This is a genomic window from Streptomyces sp. NPDC091972 (assembly GCF_044756385.1).
Lineage (GTDB): Bacteria > Actinomycetota > Actinomycetes > Streptomycetales > Streptomycetaceae > Streptomyces.
The window spans coordinates 283,598-301,556 of the sequence record NZ_JBIVSV010000007.1 but is presented as its reverse complement, the minus strand read 5'-3'; the positions used below and the strand labels follow the sequence as shown (position 1 = coordinate 301,556).

The 17,959-nt window shown below is 72.2% G+C and carries 13 protein-coding genes; 11 read left to right on the top strand and 2 right to left on the bottom strand.

The window, feature by feature from the left end; all coding sequences use genetic code 11:
• The first annotated feature begins 127 nt into the window (after positions 1-127).
• The 11 genes from ACIQJT_RS22845 to moeZ all read left to right on the top strand — a co-directional run bounded on the left by ACIQJT_RS22845 (position 128) and on the right by moeZ (position 14,621).
• Entirely contained in the window at positions 128-1,750 is a 1,623-nt protein-coding gene (locus ACIQJT_RS22845; RefSeq protein ID WP_402646173.1) for a DUF3152 domain-containing protein, read from the top strand.
• A 56-nt stretch (positions 1,751-1,806) separates the two neighbouring features.
• A complete protein-coding gene (locus tag ACIQJT_RS22840; RefSeq protein ID WP_365465703.1) occupies positions 1,807-1,902 on the top strand; it encodes an Ms4533A family Cys-rich leader peptide in 96 nt (31 codons plus the stop codon).
• 165 nt (positions 1,903-2,067) lie between these two features.
• Positions 2,068-3,786, top strand: a complete 1,719-nt coding sequence (locus ACIQJT_RS22835; protein ID WP_365465706.1) for an ABC transporter substrate-binding protein — start codon at positions 2,068-2,070, stop codon at positions 3,784-3,786.
• A gap of 4 nt (positions 3,787-3,790) precedes the next feature.
• Complete coding sequence (locus ACIQJT_RS22830) at positions 3,791-4,840, top strand: ABC transporter permease (protein WP_402646168.1); 1,050 nt, start codon at positions 3,791-3,793, stop codon at positions 4,838-4,840.
• Complete coding sequence (locus tag ACIQJT_RS22825) at positions 4,837-5,835, top strand: ABC transporter permease (protein WP_402646165.1); 999 nt, start codon at positions 4,837-4,839, stop codon at positions 5,833-5,835. Before ACIQJT_RS22830 ends, ACIQJT_RS22825 begins: the two co-directional genes overlap by 4 nt.
• Positions 5,832-7,424 carry a dipeptide ABC transporter ATP-binding protein gene (locus tag ACIQJT_RS22820; RefSeq protein WP_402646162.1) on the top strand — a complete coding sequence of 531 codons (1,593 nt, stop codon included), beginning with the start codon at positions 5,832-5,834 and terminating at the stop codon, positions 7,422-7,424. The genes ACIQJT_RS22825 and ACIQJT_RS22820 overlap by 4 nt, the downstream gene beginning before the upstream one ends.
• A gap of 190 nt (positions 7,425-7,614) precedes the next feature.
• A complete protein-coding gene (locus ACIQJT_RS22815; RefSeq protein WP_402646160.1) occupies positions 7,615-9,318 on the top strand; it encodes a DUF3492 domain-containing protein in 1,704 nt (567 codons plus the stop codon).
• Between the two features lie 626 nt (positions 9,319-9,944).
• A complete protein-coding gene (locus tag ACIQJT_RS22810; protein WP_402646497.1) occupies positions 9,945-11,186 on the top strand; it encodes a hypothetical protein in 1,242 nt (413 codons plus the stop codon).
• 496 nt (positions 11,187-11,682) lie between these two features.
• The gene (locus tag ACIQJT_RS22805; RefSeq protein ID WP_037719791.1) at positions 11,683-12,642 is read left to right on the top strand and encodes an NAD(P)-dependent oxidoreductase; all 960 of its coding nucleotides are present in this window, start codon (positions 11,683-11,685) and stop codon (positions 12,640-12,642) included.
• Entirely contained in the window at positions 12,630-13,379 is a 750-nt protein-coding gene (locus tag ACIQJT_RS22800; protein WP_402646156.1) for a spherulation-specific family 4 protein, read from the top strand. Before ACIQJT_RS22805 ends, ACIQJT_RS22800 begins: the two co-directional genes overlap by 13 nt.
• Before the next feature lie 63 nt (positions 13,380-13,442).
• Positions 13,443-14,621 (top strand): adenylyltransferase/sulfurtransferase MoeZ, encoded by a 1,179-nt coding sequence (gene moeZ, locus ACIQJT_RS22795; protein WP_365462878.1) that lies wholly within the window; start codon positions 13,443-13,445, stop codon positions 14,619-14,621.
• 53 nt (positions 14,622-14,674) lie between these two features.
• Here the strand turns inward: moeZ and ACIQJT_RS22790 are convergent, their stop codons facing one another.
• Together ACIQJT_RS22790 and ACIQJT_RS22785 are read right to left on the bottom strand one after the other, a co-directional pair.
• Positions 14,675-16,216: an alpha/beta hydrolase gene (locus ACIQJT_RS22790; protein ID WP_402646152.1), complete on the bottom strand. Its 1,542-nt coding sequence runs from the start codon at positions 16,214-16,216 to the stop codon at positions 14,675-14,677.
• 139 nt (positions 16,217-16,355) lie between these two features.
• A complete protein-coding gene (locus tag ACIQJT_RS22785) occupies positions 16,356-17,900 on the bottom strand; it encodes an alpha/beta hydrolase (RefSeq protein ID WP_402646149.1) in 1,545 nt (514 codons plus the stop codon).
• Between the last annotated feature and the right edge of the window lie 59 nt (positions 17,901-17,959).

Here is a 17,959-nt window from a genome sequence, read left to right as displayed (position 1 = left end):
GGCGGCTTCTGACGGAGCGTCTGGGGCGGGTGGCTCGACGGTCTCTGACGGGGCGTCGGGGCGTGGTTTCCCGCCGGTTCCTGACGGGACACCGGCTCGGGGCTTTCCCCGCGTGCCGGGTGGGGTGGTGTCCGGGGCCGGGTCTGCTCGGGTTCCGGAGGGCCCGCCTGAGCGTGGGTTTCCGCGGGTTCCGGAGGGCACGCCTGCGCGTGGCGTTCCTCGGCTCGGGGATGGGACGCCTGCGCATGGGTTTCCGCGGCTTCCTGATGGCACGCCCGCGCGTGGCTTTCCTCGGGTGCCGGGCGGGGTGATGTCCGGGTCCGGGAACTCCCGAGTTGCTGAGGGCACTCCCGCGCGTGACGTTCCGCGGCTTCCCGACGGGACGCCCGCGCGTGGCGTTCCTCGCCTTCCCGACGGCCCCCCCGCACACGGCTTCCCCCGGCTTTACGACGGGACGCCCGCGCGTGGGGTCCCCCGGGTGCCCGGTGGTGCGTCCGGGCAAGGTGTGCGGCGGTTCCCGGACGGGACTCCGCCGGGGGGCTTCCCGCGGGTTGCCGACGGCACGCCCGCCCAGGGCGTGCCCCGGGTCCGGGGTGGGCATCCCGAGCAGCGTGAATCCGGGGGCGCCTGGGGGGAGTTGCGGGGTCAGGAGCCGGGCGGCCACGCCGCCGGGCCCGGAGTCGCTCCGCCGCGGCAGCGACAGGCCCCGCCCGGGGCACGGTCGCGTCCGCGACAGGACTACGTCGACGCGTTCGCCGAGGACGGCGACGTGGACGTGGACGTCTTCGCACCCGGCGGCCCCCGCGGCCCCGTTCCCACCGGGCCGCACTCCTACGGCTCCGTGACCGACTGGCCCGACGACACCGACGGCCGCACCGGCGAGGACGCCCGCCCCGGGCCGGGCGACGTGCCCCCGGACGACCGACCCCCGGCGGCCAAGGGCGGCAAGGGCCGGGCGTTCACCGGCATCGCGGCCGCCGCCGTCGTCACCGTGCTCGCGGTCGTCGTGGCCGGACAGGTCGCCGACGGAGGCGGAACCGCCTCGGGTGCGCAGTCCGCGACGGACCAGGCACGGGACGCGCGGGACGCCGGCACGGGCGTGGTCGGGCAGTCCCCGCCCTCGCCGTCGTCCTCGGCCGTCGTGACACCGCTGACGTACGAGCAGAAGATGGACACCAAGTACCCGCTCAGCGCCAAGCTGGACGGCTCGGGGAAGTTCGACGCCGTCCAGGGGGTCGACAAGGCGCCCGGCAAGGGACAGAAGTACACCTACCGCGTGGACGTGGAGCAGGGCCTCGGTCTCGACGGCGCCCTCTTCGCCGAAGCCGTCCAGAAGACCCTCAACGACAAGCGGAGCTGGGCCCACGGCGGCGCCCGCACCTTCGAGCGCATCTACTCCGGCAAACCCGACTTCGTGATCACCCTCGCCAGCCCCGGCACCACGGCCGACTGGTGTGCCAAGTCCGGCCTCGACACCACGCAGGACAACGTCTCGTGCGACTCGGCCGCCACCGAACGCGTGATGATCAATGCGTATCGATGGGCGCAGGGATCAACCACGTACGGTGATCGGATCCATGCGTACCGGCAGATGTTGATCAACCATGAAGTCGGCCACCGCCTCGGCTACTCCCACGTGACCTGCGACAAGAACGGCGAGCTCGCGCCGGTCATGCAGCAGCAGACCAAGTTCCTCGACCACGACGGAATCCACTGCCGGCCCAATCCGTGGCCCTATCCCGGGAGTTGACGGACGGCGCAAACGTCACATTGACATGTGTTGATCGGTCGTACATATTTCAGAGCATGTGGTCCCGTCATGCCGTCGAGAGCAGCGCCGCCATCGAGCTGGCGCTCATCGGTGTGACCCCGCTCTGCGTGGCCGACATTCTCTGTCGCTGACGCCCGCCCCCAGGCGCGCGCGTCGCGAAGCCCGCATTTCACCGTGACCCCGGGTCACGGCTTTTCCGACGACCCGACGCCGGGGCAGACGTCCGTCCACCTTCGTCTCACCCTTCGTCATTTCGTCTCGCCATTCGAGACTCATCATTCGAGAGGTCGTCTCCGATGCGTCAACCGTCCCTCACAGCGCGCCGTGCGGCTGCGGTATCCGTAAGCCTGGTCCTGGCAGCGGGCGCCGCCGCCTGCGGCCCCGAGGACAACGATGCCAAGAGCTCCGGCGGCGACTCCGCGCCCAGCAAGGGCGGCACCCTGACGGTCCTGAACGCCAACCCGCAGCAGGACTTCGACCCGGCCCGCCTCTACACCTCCGGCGGCGGCAACGTCCCCTCCCTCGTCTTCCGCACCCTCACCACCCGCAACCGCGAGAACGGCGCCGCGGGTGCCGAGGTCGTCCCGGACCTCGCCACCGACACCGGTCGCCCCAACAAGGACGCGACCGTGTGGACGTACACCCTGAAGAAGGGCCTCAAGTACGAGGACGGGACCGCGATCACCTCGGCCGACATCAAGTACGGCATCGAGCGCTCCTTCGCGCCCGAACTGTCCGGCGGCGCCCCCTACCTGCGGGACTGGCTGGTCGGCGCGGCCGACTACCAGGGGCCGTACAAGGACAAGAAGGGCCTCACGGCGATCGAGACGCCGGACGCGCGGACCATCGTCTTCCACCTGAACAAGCCGGAGGGCGAGTTCCCGTACCTGGCCACGCAGACGCAGTTCACGCCCGTCCCGAAGGCCAAGGACACGGGCACGAAGTACGAGGAGCACCCCGTCTCGTCCGGCCCGTACAAGGTCGTCACCAACCGGAACGACGGTGAGCACCTCGTCCTGGAGCGCAACACCTACTGGTCCGCCTCGACGGACGCCGAGCGCAAGGCGTACCCGGACAGGATCGACGTCAAGTCCGGGCTCGACTCGTCGGTGATCAACCAGCGGCTGTCGGCGTCCCAAGGGGCGGACGCCGCCGCGGTCACCACGGACACCAACCTCGGCCCGGCCGAGCTCGCCAAGGTGACGGGCGACAAGGAGCTCGCCTCCCGCGTCGGCACCGGCCACTTCGGCTACACGAACTACATAGCGTTCAACCCGAAGGTCAAGCCGTTCGACAACGCCAAGGTGCGGCAGGCGATCTCGTACGCCGTCGACCGCTCCTCCGTGGTCAACGCGGCCGGCGGCAGCGCGCTCGCCGAGCCCGCCACCACCTTCCTGCCGAACCAGAAGTCCTTCGGCTACGAGCCGTACGACCTCTTCCCGGCCGGCGACACGGGCAACGCGGCGAAGGCCAAGGAGGTGCTGAAGGAGGCCGGTTACCCGAACGGGCTCACGGTCACGCTGACGCACTCCAACGCCAAGGACTTCGAGACCAGCCCCGAGATCGCCACCGCGATCCAGGACGCGCTCAAGAAGGCCGGCATCACGGTCAAGCTCCAGGGCCTGGAGGAGAACGACTACTCGGACACGATCCACAGCGTGAAGTCCGAGCCCGGGTTCTTCCTCGCCCACTGGGGTGCGGACTGGCCCTCGGGCGGTCCCTTCCTCGCCCCGATCTTCGACGGCCGGCAGATCGTCAAGGACGGCGCGAACTTCAACACGGGCCTTCTCGACGACAAGTCGGTCAATGACGAGATCGACGCGATCAACAAGTTGACCGATCTTGACGCTGCCGCCAAGCGGTGGGGTGCACTGGACAAGAAGATCGGCGAGCAGGCCCTGACCGTGCCGCTGTTCCACCCGGTCTACAAGCGCCTGTACGGCAAGGACGTCAAGAACGTCGTGATCAGCGACTGGACGGGCGTTCTGGACATCTCGCAGGTCGCGGTCAAGTAATCCGATGAGCGAGGCACTTGTCGCCCCCGAGGTCCCCGAGGCAGCCGCCACGGGGGCCTCGGGGGCCCGTCAGTTCTGGCGGCGGCTGCGGGCGCAGCGCGCCGCCGTGGTCGCGGCCGCCGTCGTCGCACTGCTCGTCCTGGTCGCCCTCGCGGCGCCCCTGCTGACCGCGCTGGAGGGCCAGGACCCGACGACCTACCACCCCTCGTTGATCGACTCCGCGCGCGGAGGCGTGCCCATCGGCTCCTTCGGGGGCGTCGGCGCGGACCACTGGCTGGGCGTCGAACCCCAGACCGGACGCGACCTGTTCGCCCGGCTGGTGTACGGGGCGCGGGTCTCCCTCGGTGTCGCGCTGGGGGCGACCGCCGTACAGGTCCTCCTCGGTGTCGTCGTGGGCGTCGCGGCCGCGCTCGGCAACCGATGGGTTGATCAACTGTTGAGCCGGATCACCGACATCATCGTGGCCATGCCGTTGATGATCATGGCGTTGGCGCTGCTGGCCGTCGTGCCGGGCAGCTTCCCCCGGCCGGTCCTGGTCGCGCTCATCATCGGCTTCGTCGCCTGGGGCACGATCGGCAAGATCACGCGCGCCCAGACGCTCACCCTCAAGGAACTCGACTACGTGGCCGCCGCCCGGCTCAGCGGCTGGGGCACCCTGCGGATCGCCCGCCGGGAACTGCTGCCCGGCCTCGCCGCACCCGTCATCACCTACGCGGCGCTCATGGTGCCGGCGAACATCGCCATCGAGGCGGCCCTGTCCTTCCTCGGCGTCGGCGTCAAGCCGCCCACACCGTCCTGGGGACAGATGCTCACCTCGGCCGACGTCTGGTACCAGGCGGCCCCGCAGTACCTGCTGCTGCCCGCGGCCGCCCTGTTCGTCACGGTCCTCGCCCTCACCGTCCTCGGCGACGGCATCCGCACCGCCCTAGACCCGCGCGCGGCCTCCAGGCTGCGCGTCGGCACGGGCCGCAGACAGGAGGCGAAGGCCGGCAGGGCCGGCACCGGCCAGTCCCGAGCCGGCGGCTCCGGGACCGCCGAGGAGGGCACCGCATGAGCGGCTTCACCGGATTCGCCGTGCGCCGGGCGGTGAGCGCCGCGCTCACCCTGCTCGCCCTCTCGGTCATCATCTACGTCGTCTTCTACGCCACCCCCGGCAACGTCGCCCAGATCACCTGCGGCCCGCGCTGCTCGCCGGAACAGGTGCACCAGGTCGCCCAGCAGCTCAGGCTCGACGACCCGCTCTACCTGCGCTACTGGCACTTCCTCCAGGGCGTCGTGGCCGGCCACGACTACTCCACCGGCACCTCCATCGAGCACTGCCCGGCACCCTGCCTCGGACTGTCGTACCAGAGCGACCAGCAGGTCACCCGGATCATCCTCGACAAGCTGCCCGTCAGCCTGTCCCTGGTCCTCGGCGGGATGGTCCTCTGGCTGCTGCTGGGCGTCGGCACGGGCGTGCTCTCCGCCTGGCGGCGCGGCCGGTTCAGCGAGCGCGCGCTGACCGGCGTCACGCTCGCGGGCGTCGCCACCCCCACCTTCGTCATCGGCCTGGTCCTGATGATCGTGGTCTGCGGCCAGTTGGAACTGCTGCCCTTCCCGGAGTACGTCCCCTTCTCGGACGACCCCGAGCAGTGGATGTGGGGCCTGCTGCTGCCCTGGGTCACGCTCGCCCTCGGCGAGGCGGCCTACTTCGCCCGGCTGACCCGGGCGTCGATGCTGGAGACGCTCGCCGAGGACCACATCCGCACCTTCCGGGCCTACGGCGTCGGCGAGCGGGCGATCGTCGGCCGGCACGCCCTGCGCGGGGCCCTCGCCCCGATCATCGCCCTGAACGCCAACGACTTCGGCAGCGCGGTGGGCGGTGCCGTCCTGGTCGAGTCGCTGTTCGGCCTCCCGGGCATCGGCCAGGAACTGGTCCACGCCGTCACCGTCGTCGACCTCCCGGTCGTCGTCGGCATGGTCCTGGTCATCGGCTTCTTCGTGGTGCTCGCCAACGCCGTCGCGGACGTCCTGTACGCGGTGGCCGACCGACGGGTGGTGCTCGCATGAGTCTCGTCCACGTGACCGACCTGACCGTCGGGTTCGGCGACCTGCGCGCCGTCGACGGCCTCTCCTTCACCTTGGAGCAGGGGGCGGCCCTCGCCCTGGTCGGCGAGTCCGGCTCCGGCAAGTCCACCGTCGCCTCCGCCCTGCTCGGGCTGCACCGCGGCACGGGCGCGCGCGTGGGCGGCTCCGTCGAGGTCGCCGGGGTGGACGTACAGCGGGCGTCGGACGACGAACTGCGGCGGCTGCGGGGTGCGAAGGCCGCGATGGTCTTCCAGGACCCGCTGTCGTCCCTGGACCCGTACTACGCGATCGGCGACCAGATCGCCGAGGTGTACCGCGTCCACACGCGTGTGTCGCAGCGCACGGCACGCGCGCGTGCCGTCGAGGTGCTGGACCGGGTCGGCATTCCGGACGCCGTACGGCGGTCCCGGTCCCGGCCGCACGAGTTCAGCGGCGGCATGCGCCAGCGCGCCCTCATCGCGATGGCGCTGGCCTGCCGGCCCCGCCTGCTGATCGCCGACGAGCCCACGACCGCGCTCGATGTGACCGTCCAGGCCCAGATCCTCGACCTGCTGCACACGCTGCGCCAGGAGACCGGTATGGGCCTGCTGCTGGTCACGCACGACGTGGGCGTGGCCGCCGAGAGCGTCGACGACGTGCTCGTCATGCGGCACGGTCGCACGGTCGAGCAGGGGCCGGTCGCCGCCGTGCTCGGAGCCCCGGGGGAGCCGTACACCCGCGACCTGCTCGCGGCGGTACCGCGCGTGGACGCGCCACGGGCGCCGTCCCGGGCAGCCGGCGAGGTGGTGCTCGAAGCGCGGGGCCTGCGGCGCGAGTTCGGCCGGGGCAGGAAGGCCTTCGCGGCCGTCGACGACGTCTCGCTCACCGTCCGCCGCGGTGAGACCCTCGGCGTCGTCGGCGAGAGCGGCAGCGGCAAGACGACGCTGGGACGGATGCTGGTCGGCCTGCTGGAGCCGACGGCGGGAGAGGTCCGCCACGACGGCCACGCGCGCGTGGGCGTGGACCCGGCCGTGCAGATGGTCTTCCAGGACCCCGTCTCCTCCCTCAACCCCCGCCGCAGCGTGGGCGAGTCGATCGCAGACCCGCTCCGTGCGCGGGGCGAGAGGGACGAGCAGCGGATCAGGGGGCGGGTGAGGGAGCTCCTGGAGCGCGTCGGGCTCGAAGGGGCGCACTACGACCGCTACCCGCACGAGTTCAGCGGCGGCCAGCGCCAGCGCGTGGGCATCGCCCGGGCGCTCGCGGCCGACCCGCGCGTCATCGTCTGCGACGAGCCGGTCTCCGCCCTCGACGTCACCACCCAGGCCCAGGTGGTGGCCCTGCTGGGGGAGTTGCAGCGGGAACTCGGCCTCGCACTGGTCTTCGTCGCGCACGACCTCGCCGTCGTACGCCAGGTCAGCGACCGCGTCGCCGTGATGCGACACGGCCGGATCGTCGAACAGGGGCCGGTGGACGAGGTCTACGACAGCCCGCGGGACCCCTACACGAGGCAACTCCTGGCCGCCGTACCGGCACTCGATCCGCGGATCGCCGCCCGGCGCAGGGCGGAGCGCCGGGAAGTGGCCGTGACCTGACGTTCCGTATCCGCATGATCTCTTAGCGCGACCGAACGCGACCCGCACGGGAAAGTTACGAGCGTTCACCCCTTTTGGTGGCGCGATGGACAACCGTCCGTCGCGCCACCGTCCTGTCCGCATACCTTCGTCCCGCTGCGAGCCGCCGGGCCAACGACGGCTCCTCATACGGGAGATCGGGGGTGCACTCGTGCGCATAGGACTGCTTACGGAGGGTGGCTATCCGTATGTGGGCGGTGACGCCGGGCTCTGGTGCGACCGGCTCGTGCGCGGGCTCGAGCAGCACGAGTTCGACGTCTACGCGCTCAGCCGCAGCGAGCGCCAGGAGGACGAGGGCTGGGTCCAGCTGCCGCCGCAGGTCGGCAGGGTCATCACGGCCCCGCTGTGGACCGCGGAGGACGACGGCGTGGTCCACGGACGGCGCGCGCGCCGCCGGTTCGCCGAGTGCTACGGCGAGTTGGCGGCGGCACTGTGCGAGGGAACCGTCGGCGACGCCTCGGGGGAGTCGTCGGCCACTGAGGCGGACCGTTTCGCCAACGCCCTGTACTCGCTCGCCGAACTCGCCCGAGACGAGGGCGGACTGGCCGGGGCGCTCCGCTCCGAGACCGCCGTACGCGCCCTGGAGCGCGCCTGTCGTGCACCCGGCGCCCGGCAGACGGCGCGCGCGGCCCGCGTACCGGATCTGCTCGCCGTGGCCGCCCACCTGGAGCGCGCCCTGCGCCCCCTGTCGCTCGACTGGTACGAGGACGACGGCCTCGGCGCGGTCGACCTCTGCCACGCGGCCTCCGGCGGCCCGGCCGCCCTGCCCGGACTCCTCGCCCGGCACTTCACCGGCGTCCCGCTCCTGGTGACCGAGTACGGCGTGAAGCTGCGCACGCACTACCTGGCCGACACCGACTCCCCGCCCGCCGTACGAACCCTGCTTGCCGCCTTCCACGGCCGGCTCGCCACCGAGACCTACCGGCGGGCCGCGGTCGTCACGCCCGGCAACAGCCACACCCGCCGCTGGCAGGAGCGCTGCGGCGCCGACCGCGCGAAGCTGCGCACGGTCCACCCCGGCATGGACGCCGGCCGCTTCACCGAGGTGGGCGAGTCCGCGGAGTGCGCGGACCCGGACACGCTGGTCTGGGTCGGCCGCATCGAACCCGCCAAGGACCTGATCTCGCTGCTCCACGCCTTCGCGGAGATCCGCAAGGAGGAGCCCAAGTCCCGGCTGAGGATCGTCGGCGCGCCCACCGGCCCCGAGGGCGCGGCCTATCTGGGGCACTGCAGGGCGCTGGCGGCCCAGCTCTTCCCGGACGAGGCGGAGGGGCTGCACGCGGTGGGCGACAACCCCGTGTCCTTCGAGGAGATCGGCGGACCCGAGGTGCCGACACTCGCCGACGCGCACGCCTCGGGCGCGGTCACCGTCCTGTCCAGCGTCGTCGAGGGCTTCCCGATCAGCCTCGTCGAGGCCATGTTCTGCGGCCGGGCCACCGTGTCCACCGACGTCGGAGCGGTCGTGGAGGTCATCGGCGGCACGGGGCTCGTCGTCCCGCCGCGCAACCCGAAGGCGCTCGCGGAGGCGTGCGTCATGTTGCTGCGCGACCCCGAGCGCCGGCAGCGCCTGGGCGCCGCCGCACGCGCCCGCGCGCTCGAACTGTTCACCGTGGAACAGAACGTCGCGGCATTTCACGGCATTTACCTGGAGATCGTCTCGCGCACCCCCGTCCGCCGGGTCGTCCTGGACGACACCGGCGAGCCGCTGCCCTTCGCCGCCCCGGCCGAGGCCCACGTGCCCGGCCGCTGGACGGAGCGCAACACCCGCGTCGTGGCCCGGGGCGGCCCTGGCTGGGCCGCCGGGCCCCCGGTCCGCGCGACACCTCCCTGCGCCACGGAAGGAGCGGCCGGATGAGCGAGGTCGGACTCGACCGCCCGGGCACCCCAGCAAGCCCCGGGCCGTGGGACAGCGAGTCGGAGGAGTGGCTTGCGTCAGCGTCGGGGCGGTCGGTGAAGCCGGCGAGGTCGGCGCCGGGAGCGGCGGAGGACCGCGGAGTTCCCGAGGGGGCCGGGGAGCGTGTGGTGGGCGGGGAGTCCGGGGCTCCCAGGGGGTCCGGGGCCTCTGGGGATTCCGGGGACTTCGGGGGGTCCGGGGCCTCTGGGGAGTCCGGGAGCCCCGCGGTCTCGGGTGAATTCGAGGCATCCGGTGTGACCGAGGTGTCCGACGTGACCCAGGCATCCAGCGTGACCGGAGTGTCAGAAGAGGCCCGGGAGTCCGGCGAAACCGAGGAGTCCGGCGAGTCCGAGGGGCATGGCAGGTTGGAGGTGTCCGGAGAGGCCGAGGCGCTCGGCGCGTCGGAGAAGTTGGGAGAGGTCGAAAGGCTCGGCGAGTCGGAGAAGTCCGGAGAGGCTGGGGCGCTCCGCGCGTCGGAGAAGCCGGGAGAGGTCGAAAGGCTCGACGAATCCGAGGAGTCCAGCCGGTCCAAGGTGCCCGACGAGGCCCAGGAGTCCGGCGAATCCAAGGTGCCCGACGAGGCCGAGGTGTCCGAAGAGGCTAAGCCGGACGACACCGGCCCGCACTCGGTCACCCCGTCCGACGGCGCTGACCCGTACACCCCGCCGGCGCCGAACACCCCCCGCGCCCCCGAGATCTCCACCGGCGTCAAGCCCACCACCCCCGCTCCCGCCCACCGTTCCGCCGCCGATCCGGTGAAGGCCCTGATGCACCGTCACCGCGAGCTGTGCGAACGGGCCGTCGACCCCCTGGAGATCGCGGCGGGCCTGGAGGCCCACGGCGTCACCGACCGCACCGCCGTCCGCTTCCGGCACCGGGACGTCTTCTCCCTCGCCGAGGAGATGTACGCCCGCGTCCCCAGGGACGGCGAGACGCCCCCGCCCCCCACGCCGAAGCAGACATCCCGGCCCCGCGCCGACTGGGTCCTGCTCACCCTCCTCCCCGGCGCCCTCTGCGCGGCCACGGTGGCCGGCATCCGCCTCACCGACGGCCAGTCCCGCCTGGTCGCTGCCCTGGTGGGTTTCCTGGCCGTGTCCCTGGCCGTCCGCGCGGCCCTGGCCCGCGGCCCCCTCGGCACCCCCGACCGGGCACCCACCACCGGCACCTCCACCTGGACGTACTGGCTCCTCGCCTACGCCACCCTCGGCGACGGCCTCCTCGCGGCGGCCGTGACCGGCGGCCCCGACGCCCTTCCCACCGGCGCCGCCGACGGCCCCTGGCCCATGGTCACCGCTCCCGTCCTCGCCCTCACCCTGTCCTGCGCCCCGGCGGCCTGGTCCGCCCACCTCTTCGCGGCCCGCGCCCGCGCCCGGCTGACCGTCAGCCGGGGCCTGGAGGACTTCGCGGCCTCCGTACGACCCCTCCTGTTCGGCACGTTCGCCCTGTACCTGTGCGCCCTGGCCGCGCTGTCGGTCCTGTCCGCGGCCGTCCTGGCCGAACCGACCGCCCACACCCAGGTCATCGCCCTGGGCGCCCTCCTCTTCCTCGCCCGCCTCCTTACCGTCCACGGCTTCACCCACGCCCCCGCGGTGGTCCTCACCGCCGCCGTCACAGCCCAGGCGACCGCCCTGGCCTCGTCCTTCGCCTCCCGCCTGCCGGGCTGCGGCTTCCTGGCCGCACCGGTGGACGCCCTCGTGGACCTCTGGGGCCCGGGCGGCATCCAGATCCTCTCCTGCGGGCTCGGTGCCCTGGCCCTGCTGATCCACGGGTCCCGCAAGCTGACGCGAGCGTCGGCCCATGCCCATGCCCAGGCGGAGGCGCCGTGCTGACCCGACTCCGGGCCACCCACCCGCCGTAGCCGCGATCGGCGATTGCCGTGGGCGTGGCCGCCACCCGCCGCGGGTGCAACCACCCCAGCCAGGGGCCAGCCGCTCACCCGTCACGGGGGCAGTCGCTCACCGGCCACAGGGGGCAGGCGCTCACCCTTCACGAGGGAGCGGTCGCTCTCCGGTCAGAGGGAGAACAGCCGCCCACCCGCCGTAGGAGCCGTCGCTCACCCGGCGCGATCACCGGCCGACCGCGGTGGGTGCGGGCCCCGCCCACTCCGGCGGAACCGTCCCACCGGCACCGCCGAACCGCAGCCACCCCCCATAGACCCGCCCACCCGGTCCCGCCCAGCGAACCTGTTCCACCGGACGCGCCCCACCGGACCGCACCGCCGCAAGCACCCCGGCCCACCGCCGGAGGCCACTCACAAGCCCCTCCCGAAGGAGAACCCGCAATGACCACCTCCCGACCCGCCCCCGAGGCCCCGGGAGCAGCCCGATGAGAGTCCTGCTGATCGGAGCCAACGGCTACCTCGGCCGCTTCGTCGCCGACCGCCTGCTCGCCGACCCCGCCGTCCAGCTCACCGCCCTCGGCCGCGGTGACGACGCCGACGTCCGCTTCGACCTCGCGTCCGGCAGCCCCGGTGCCCTGACCCGCTTCCTCGACGCGGTCCACCCGGGTGTCGTCGTCAACTGCGCCGGCGCCACCCGCGGCGGCGCCCGCGAACTCACCCGCCACAACACGGTCGCCGTCGCCACCGTCTGCGAGGCCCTGCGGCGCAGCGGCTGCGGGGCACGTCTGGTGCAGATCGGCTGCGGCGCCGAGTACGGGCCGAGCCAGCCCGGCTCCTCCACGGCCGAGGACGCCGTACCGCGCCCCGGCGGCCCGTACGGCGTCAGCAAACTCGCCGCCACCGAACTGGTCCTCGGCTCCGGTCTGGACGCGGTCGTCCTGCGCGTCTTCTCACCGGCCGGCCCCGGCACCCCCGCGGGCTCCCCGCTCGGCCGTCTCGCCGAGGCGATGCGCCGCGCCATGCAGTCCGGCGACGGCGAACTGAAGCTCGGCGGCCTCGGCGCCCAGCGCGACTTCGTCGACGTCCGCGATGTGGCCCGCGCCGTCCACGCCGCCTCGCTCTCCGCCGCACAGGGCGTCATCAACATCGGCTCGGGCCGTGCCGTCCGCCTCCGCGACGCCGCCGCCGTGCTGGCCCGGGTCGCCGGATACGGCGGTGCCCTCCACGAACTCGACGGCCCGCCCGGCCCGCTGCGGGCGACCATCGGGCACCCCCGCTCCGAGTCGGACCACGCGGCACCCGTCGCGTACCCGTACCCCGACGGCTGCGGAAGCTGGCAGCAGGCCGACGTGCGCACCGCACGCGACCGGCTCGGCTGGCGTCCCCGCATCAACCTGGAGGAGTCCCTGGCCGACATCTGGATGGAGGCGGCATGCCGCATCTGACCAGCACGAGGACCAGCACCTCGCACACCGAACTGCGCACCGGCCTCGGCGTCCCCGGCTTCGCCCACCCCCTGGTCGCCCCCGCCGAATGGGCCGAACTCACCCGCCCCGGCACCCCCCTGCACTGGGCCGTCCTCGACGTCGCCGACGGCCCCGGCACCCGCCCCGACCCGCACTGCCTCGCAGCCGCCGGCCGGCTGCGCAACGCGGGCGTCCGCGTCCTCGGCCGCCTGGACACCCTCCACGGGACGCGCACCCACGGCGAGACGGTCTCCGGAGCCCAGCACTACCTCGACTGGTACCAGGTGGACGGCTTCCTCCTGGGCCGCTGCCCGACCGACCGCGCCGCGCTCCCCGAGGTCCGCCGCACCGTCACCACGCTCCGCGCGGTCCGTGACGATGCCCACATCGTCCTCGGCCACGGCACCCATCCCCACCCCGGCTACGCCGAGACCGCCGACCAGTTGGTCACCTTCTCGGGCCCCTGGAGCGACTACCGCTGGTCGCAGGTGGCGGAGTGGACCGCCGACTACCCGCCCGACCGCTTCTGCCACCTGGTCCACGGGGTGCCCGGCCCCCATCTGGAGGAAGCCCTGCGGATAGCCCGCTGGCAGGGCGCCGCCACGATCTGGTTCACCGACCGCACGGACCGCGGCGGCCGCGTCGACCCCTGGGAGACCATGCCCGGCTACTGGGACGAAATCGTCTCGCGGATTGGAACGGGTGTCTCGGAATGAAAAAGGCCATGGCAGTGTTACGGAGAGAACAACCGTAGTGATTGACCGACCAACGGAGTCCCCGTGTCGCTGCCACCCCTGGTCGAGCCCGCTGCCGAGCTCACCGTAGACGAGGTCCGCAGGTACTCCCGCCACCTGATCATCCCCGACGTCGGGATGGACGGGCAGAAGCGGCTGAAGAACGCCAAGGTGCTCTGTGTGGGCGCCGGCGGCCTGGGCTCGCCGGCGCTGATGTACCTGGCCGCGGCGGGCGTCGGCACGCTCGGCATCGTGGAGTTCGACGAGGTCGACGAGTCGAACCTGCAGCGCCAGATCATCCACAGCCAGGCCGACATCGGCCGCTCCAAGGCCGAGTCCGCGCGCGACTCCGTCCTCGGCATCAACCCGTACGTGAACGTGATCCTTCACGAGGAGCGGCTCGAGGCCGACAACGTGATGGACATCTTCAGCCAGTACGACCTGATCGTCGACGGCACCGACAACTTCGCGACCCGCTACCTGGTCAACGACGCGTGCGTGCTGCTGAACAAGCCGTACGTCTGGGGCTCGATCTACCGCTTCGACGGCCAGGCCTCCGTCTTCTGGTCCGAGCACGGTCCCTGCTACCGCTGCCTCTACCCGGAGCCCCCGCCGCCGGGCATGGTCCCCTCCTGCGCCGAGGGCGGCGTGCTGGGCGTGCTGTGCGCGTCCATCGGCTCCATCCAGGTCACCGAGGCCATCAAGGTCCTCACCGGCACCGGCGAGCCCCTCGTCGGCCGCCTGATGATCTACGACGCCCTGGAGATGCAGTACCGCCAGGTCAAGGTCCGCAAGGACCCGAACTGCGCGGTCTGCGGCGAGAACCCGACCGTCACCGAGCTCATCGACTACGAGGCCTTCTGCGGCGTCGTCTCCGAGGAGGCCCAGGAGGCGGCCGCCGGCTCGACGATCACTCCCAAGCAGCTCAAGGAGTGGATCGACGACGGCGAGAACATCGAGATCATCGACGTCCGGGAGATCAACGAGTACGAGATCGTCTCCATCCCGGGCGCCAAGCTGATCCCCAAGAACGAGTTCCTCATGGGCACCGCCCTGGAGAGCCTGCCGCAGGACAAGAAGATCGTCCTGCACTGCAAGACGGGTGTCCGCAGTGCGGAAGTCCTCGCGGTCCTGAAGTCCGCGGGCTTCTCCGACGCCGTGCACGTCGGCGGCGGCGTGATCGGCTGGGTCAACCAGATCGAGCCCGAGAAGCCGGTCTACTAGGCCCACGTCTCGACGGCAGGGGCCCGGCACCACGTGTGCCGGGTCCCTTTCCCTCACCGGGCGCAGACCTTGCCGTCCTGCGGCACGGTGCCCTTCAGCAGGTACGCGTTCACCGTGGCGTCCACGCAGTCGCTCCCGTTCCCGTACGCCCCGTGTCCCTCGCCCTTCCAGGTGAGCTCCACGCCGACCCCCTTGCCCAGCTCGTCGGCCATCCTGCGGGCACCCTCGTAGGGCGTGGCCGGGTCGCCCGTGTTGCCGATCACCAGTACCGGTGCCGCGCCGGGCGCGCTCACCTCCGGGGTCTCGTACTGCCCGGGCACCGGCCAGTCGTGGCACCAGCCGGCCGCGTCCCAGCCGAGGAACGGGCCGAACACGGGGGAGATCCGCTCGAACTCCGGCAGCAGTCGCTTCGCCTCCGCGAGGGTGGGCCGCTGCTTGTCGTCCAGGCACGATATGACCCGTTGTGCCTGCGGAAGCAGGCCGTAGTGCCCCGAGGAGTCACGTTCGTTGTAGCCGTCGGCGAGCGCGAGCAGTTCGGAGCCGTCCCCCCGCTCGGTCGTGTCGAGAGCGCTGGTCAGGGAGGGCCAGCTGTCCTCCCGGTACAGGGGCAGGACGATGCCGGTGAAAGCGAGCACCTGAGTCAGCTTCCGGCCGGAGTAGGTCTCCAGTGGACGCGTGTCGATGCGGTCCAGCAGGTCGGCGATCCTGCGGGTGCCCCGCTCGGGGTCCTGGCCGGTGGACGTGAGGTAGTTGTCGAGGGCGTGCTGGAAGCCCCGGGCCTGGTTCTTCCGGTGGTCCACCATGTCGGCGCCGGGGTCGACGACCGCGTCGAGCACCAGCCGCCCCACCCGCTTGGGGAACAGGTGGGCGTAGACGCCGCCGAGTTCGGTGCCGTACGAGATGCCGAAGTAGTACAGCTTGTCGTCGCCGAGGACCTGACGCATCAGGTCCATGTCCCGTGCGGTGTCGGTGGTCGAGACGTGGGCCAGCAGGTCACCCGCGTCCTTCTCGCAGCCCTTCGCGAAGTCGGCGGCGTCCCGCAGGTACGCCCGTTCCTCGGCCGGGGTGTCCGGGGTGGCGTCCACGGCCTCGGCCGCCTGCGTCTCCTTGTCGCCGCGGCACCGGACGCCCTCACTGGCACCGACCCCGCGCGGGTCCCAGCTCACCAGGTCGTACCGCTCGCGCAGCAGCGACACGGTGGCGGCGTATCCGGGCATTCCGGCGACGCCCGACGCCCCCGGGCCTCCGAAGTTGAACAGGAGCGAGCCGATTCGGTCGCCGCCGCGGGCCCGGGAGCGGATCAGGGCGAGGCCGATCGTCTCGCCGCCGGGCCTCGACCAGTCCAGCGGCACCTTCAACGTCGCGCACTGCCAGTCCCTGCCGGGCGCGGAGGAGTGCGCGGTGGCTTTGCAGCGCTCCCAGTCGGGTCTCTGCGAGGTCAGCGCGGCGGGCAGCGCCTTCCCGCCGGTCGTAGTCGGCCGCGCGCCGCCCGACCGTTCCTCGCCCCCACCGCCGTCCGACGAACCGCCGCCGCAGCCGGCCGCCAGCAGCACGCCCGCGGCGGCCACAGCCGCCCACCGTACGAAACGCCCCATGCCTGTCCCCCTCCCAAGCCGTCCGCATCGGTCCACGAACGTCGGTCCGGCCATGGTAGGCCGATCACGAATCCCCCGTCCGACCCTGTGGATAACGCTCTGACCTGCACCTTTCGCAGGAGTCCGGGTCGGCTGTGCGCTACGAGCAGACCGTGCCGGCCGCCGGTACCTTCCCGGTGAGGAGGTAGCCGTTCACCGCGTCCTGGACACATGCGTTCTTGCTCTCGTACGCCCCGTGTCCCTGCCCCTTGTACGTCAGCTCGACGCCGACGCCCGCGCCGAGCGCCTCCGCCATCTTCCGGGCGCCCTCGTACGGCGTCGCCGGGTCCCCGGTGTTGCCCACGACCAGGATCGGCGCCGAGCCGGGGGCGCTCACGTCGGGATGGTCGGCGGCCCCCGCCACGGCCCAGTCGGTGCAGGTCACCATCGACCAGGCCATGAAGTCGCCGAACAGCGGAGAGGCGGCACGGAACTCGGGCAGCCGCCGCTCGACCTGGGCGGCGGTGTAGCGGGGCTTGTCGTCGGCGCAGTTGATGGAGATGTTGGCCGCGGCGATGTTGCTGTACTCGCCGCTCTCGCTGCGCCCGTTCATCGAGTCGGACAGCAGCATCAGCACCCTGCCGTCACCGTCGTACGCCTGTTCAAGGCCCTCGGTCAGGTACTCCCAGAAGTCCTTCGAGTACAGGGCCTGCGCGATGCCGTTGGTCGCGGCGGTCTGGGTCAGCGGCCGTTGCCCGATGCCGGGGATCGGGTTCCGGTCGAGGTCGGCCAGGAGTTTCGCGATGCGCTTCTCGACGTCCTGCGCGGTGTCGCCGACGGGACAGTCCGTGGGCTGCGAGGTGCAGTGCTCGGCGAAGTTGTCGAGCGCGAGCTGGAAGCCCTTGGCCTGTCCGAGCGAACCCTGCTCGCTGCTCTGCGTCGGGTCGACGACCGCGTCGAAGACCGCGCGCCCCACCCGCTTCGGGAACAGGTGGGCGTAGACGCCGCCGAGTTCGGTGCCGTACGAGATGCCGAAGTAGTACAGCTTGTCGTCGCCGAGGACCTGACGCATCAGGTCCATGTCGCGGGCGGCGTCCGTGGTGCGCACGTGCGGCAGCATCTTCTCGGAGTTCTCCTCGCAGGCAGCGTTGAACTCCTTGGTGTTGTCCAGCAGCGCGGTGCGTTCGGCCGCGTCGTCCGGGGTGGCGTCCTGCTCGAAGTACACGTCGAGCTGGAGGTCGTTCAGGCACTCCACCGGGGCGCTGCGGCCGACCCCGCGGGGGTCGAAGCTCACCAGGTCGTACCGGGTGCGCAGTTTCGTGTAGTCGGAGCCGAAGGCGGGCAGCGTGGTCACGCCCGAACCGCCGGGGCCGCCGAAGTTGAAGACCAGCGAGCCGATCCGCTTGTCCTCGGCGCCGCTGGCCTTGGCCCGGATCAGCGCGAGGCCGATCGTGTCGCCCTTGGGCTCGGCCCAGTCGAGCGGGGCCTTGAGGGTGGCGCACTGCCATTCCGCGCCGCCCGGCAGTGGCGAGGGGGCGTCACCGCCGCCCTCGGCGCTCGAGGGGGCGGGGCAGTCCTTCCAGTGCAGCTTCTGGGCCGACAGGTCCTCGGGCCCGGAGTCGTCGCCGCAGCCCGCCAGCGCCGACGCCAGCAGAAGGGCGGTGGCGGTCACGGCGGCGACGCGCAGACGAGAGGGGTTCGGCATGACCCCATCCTGCGCTCGCGCGCGTGGGGACGCGCGGAGCACGAGGCGTAAGAGGTACC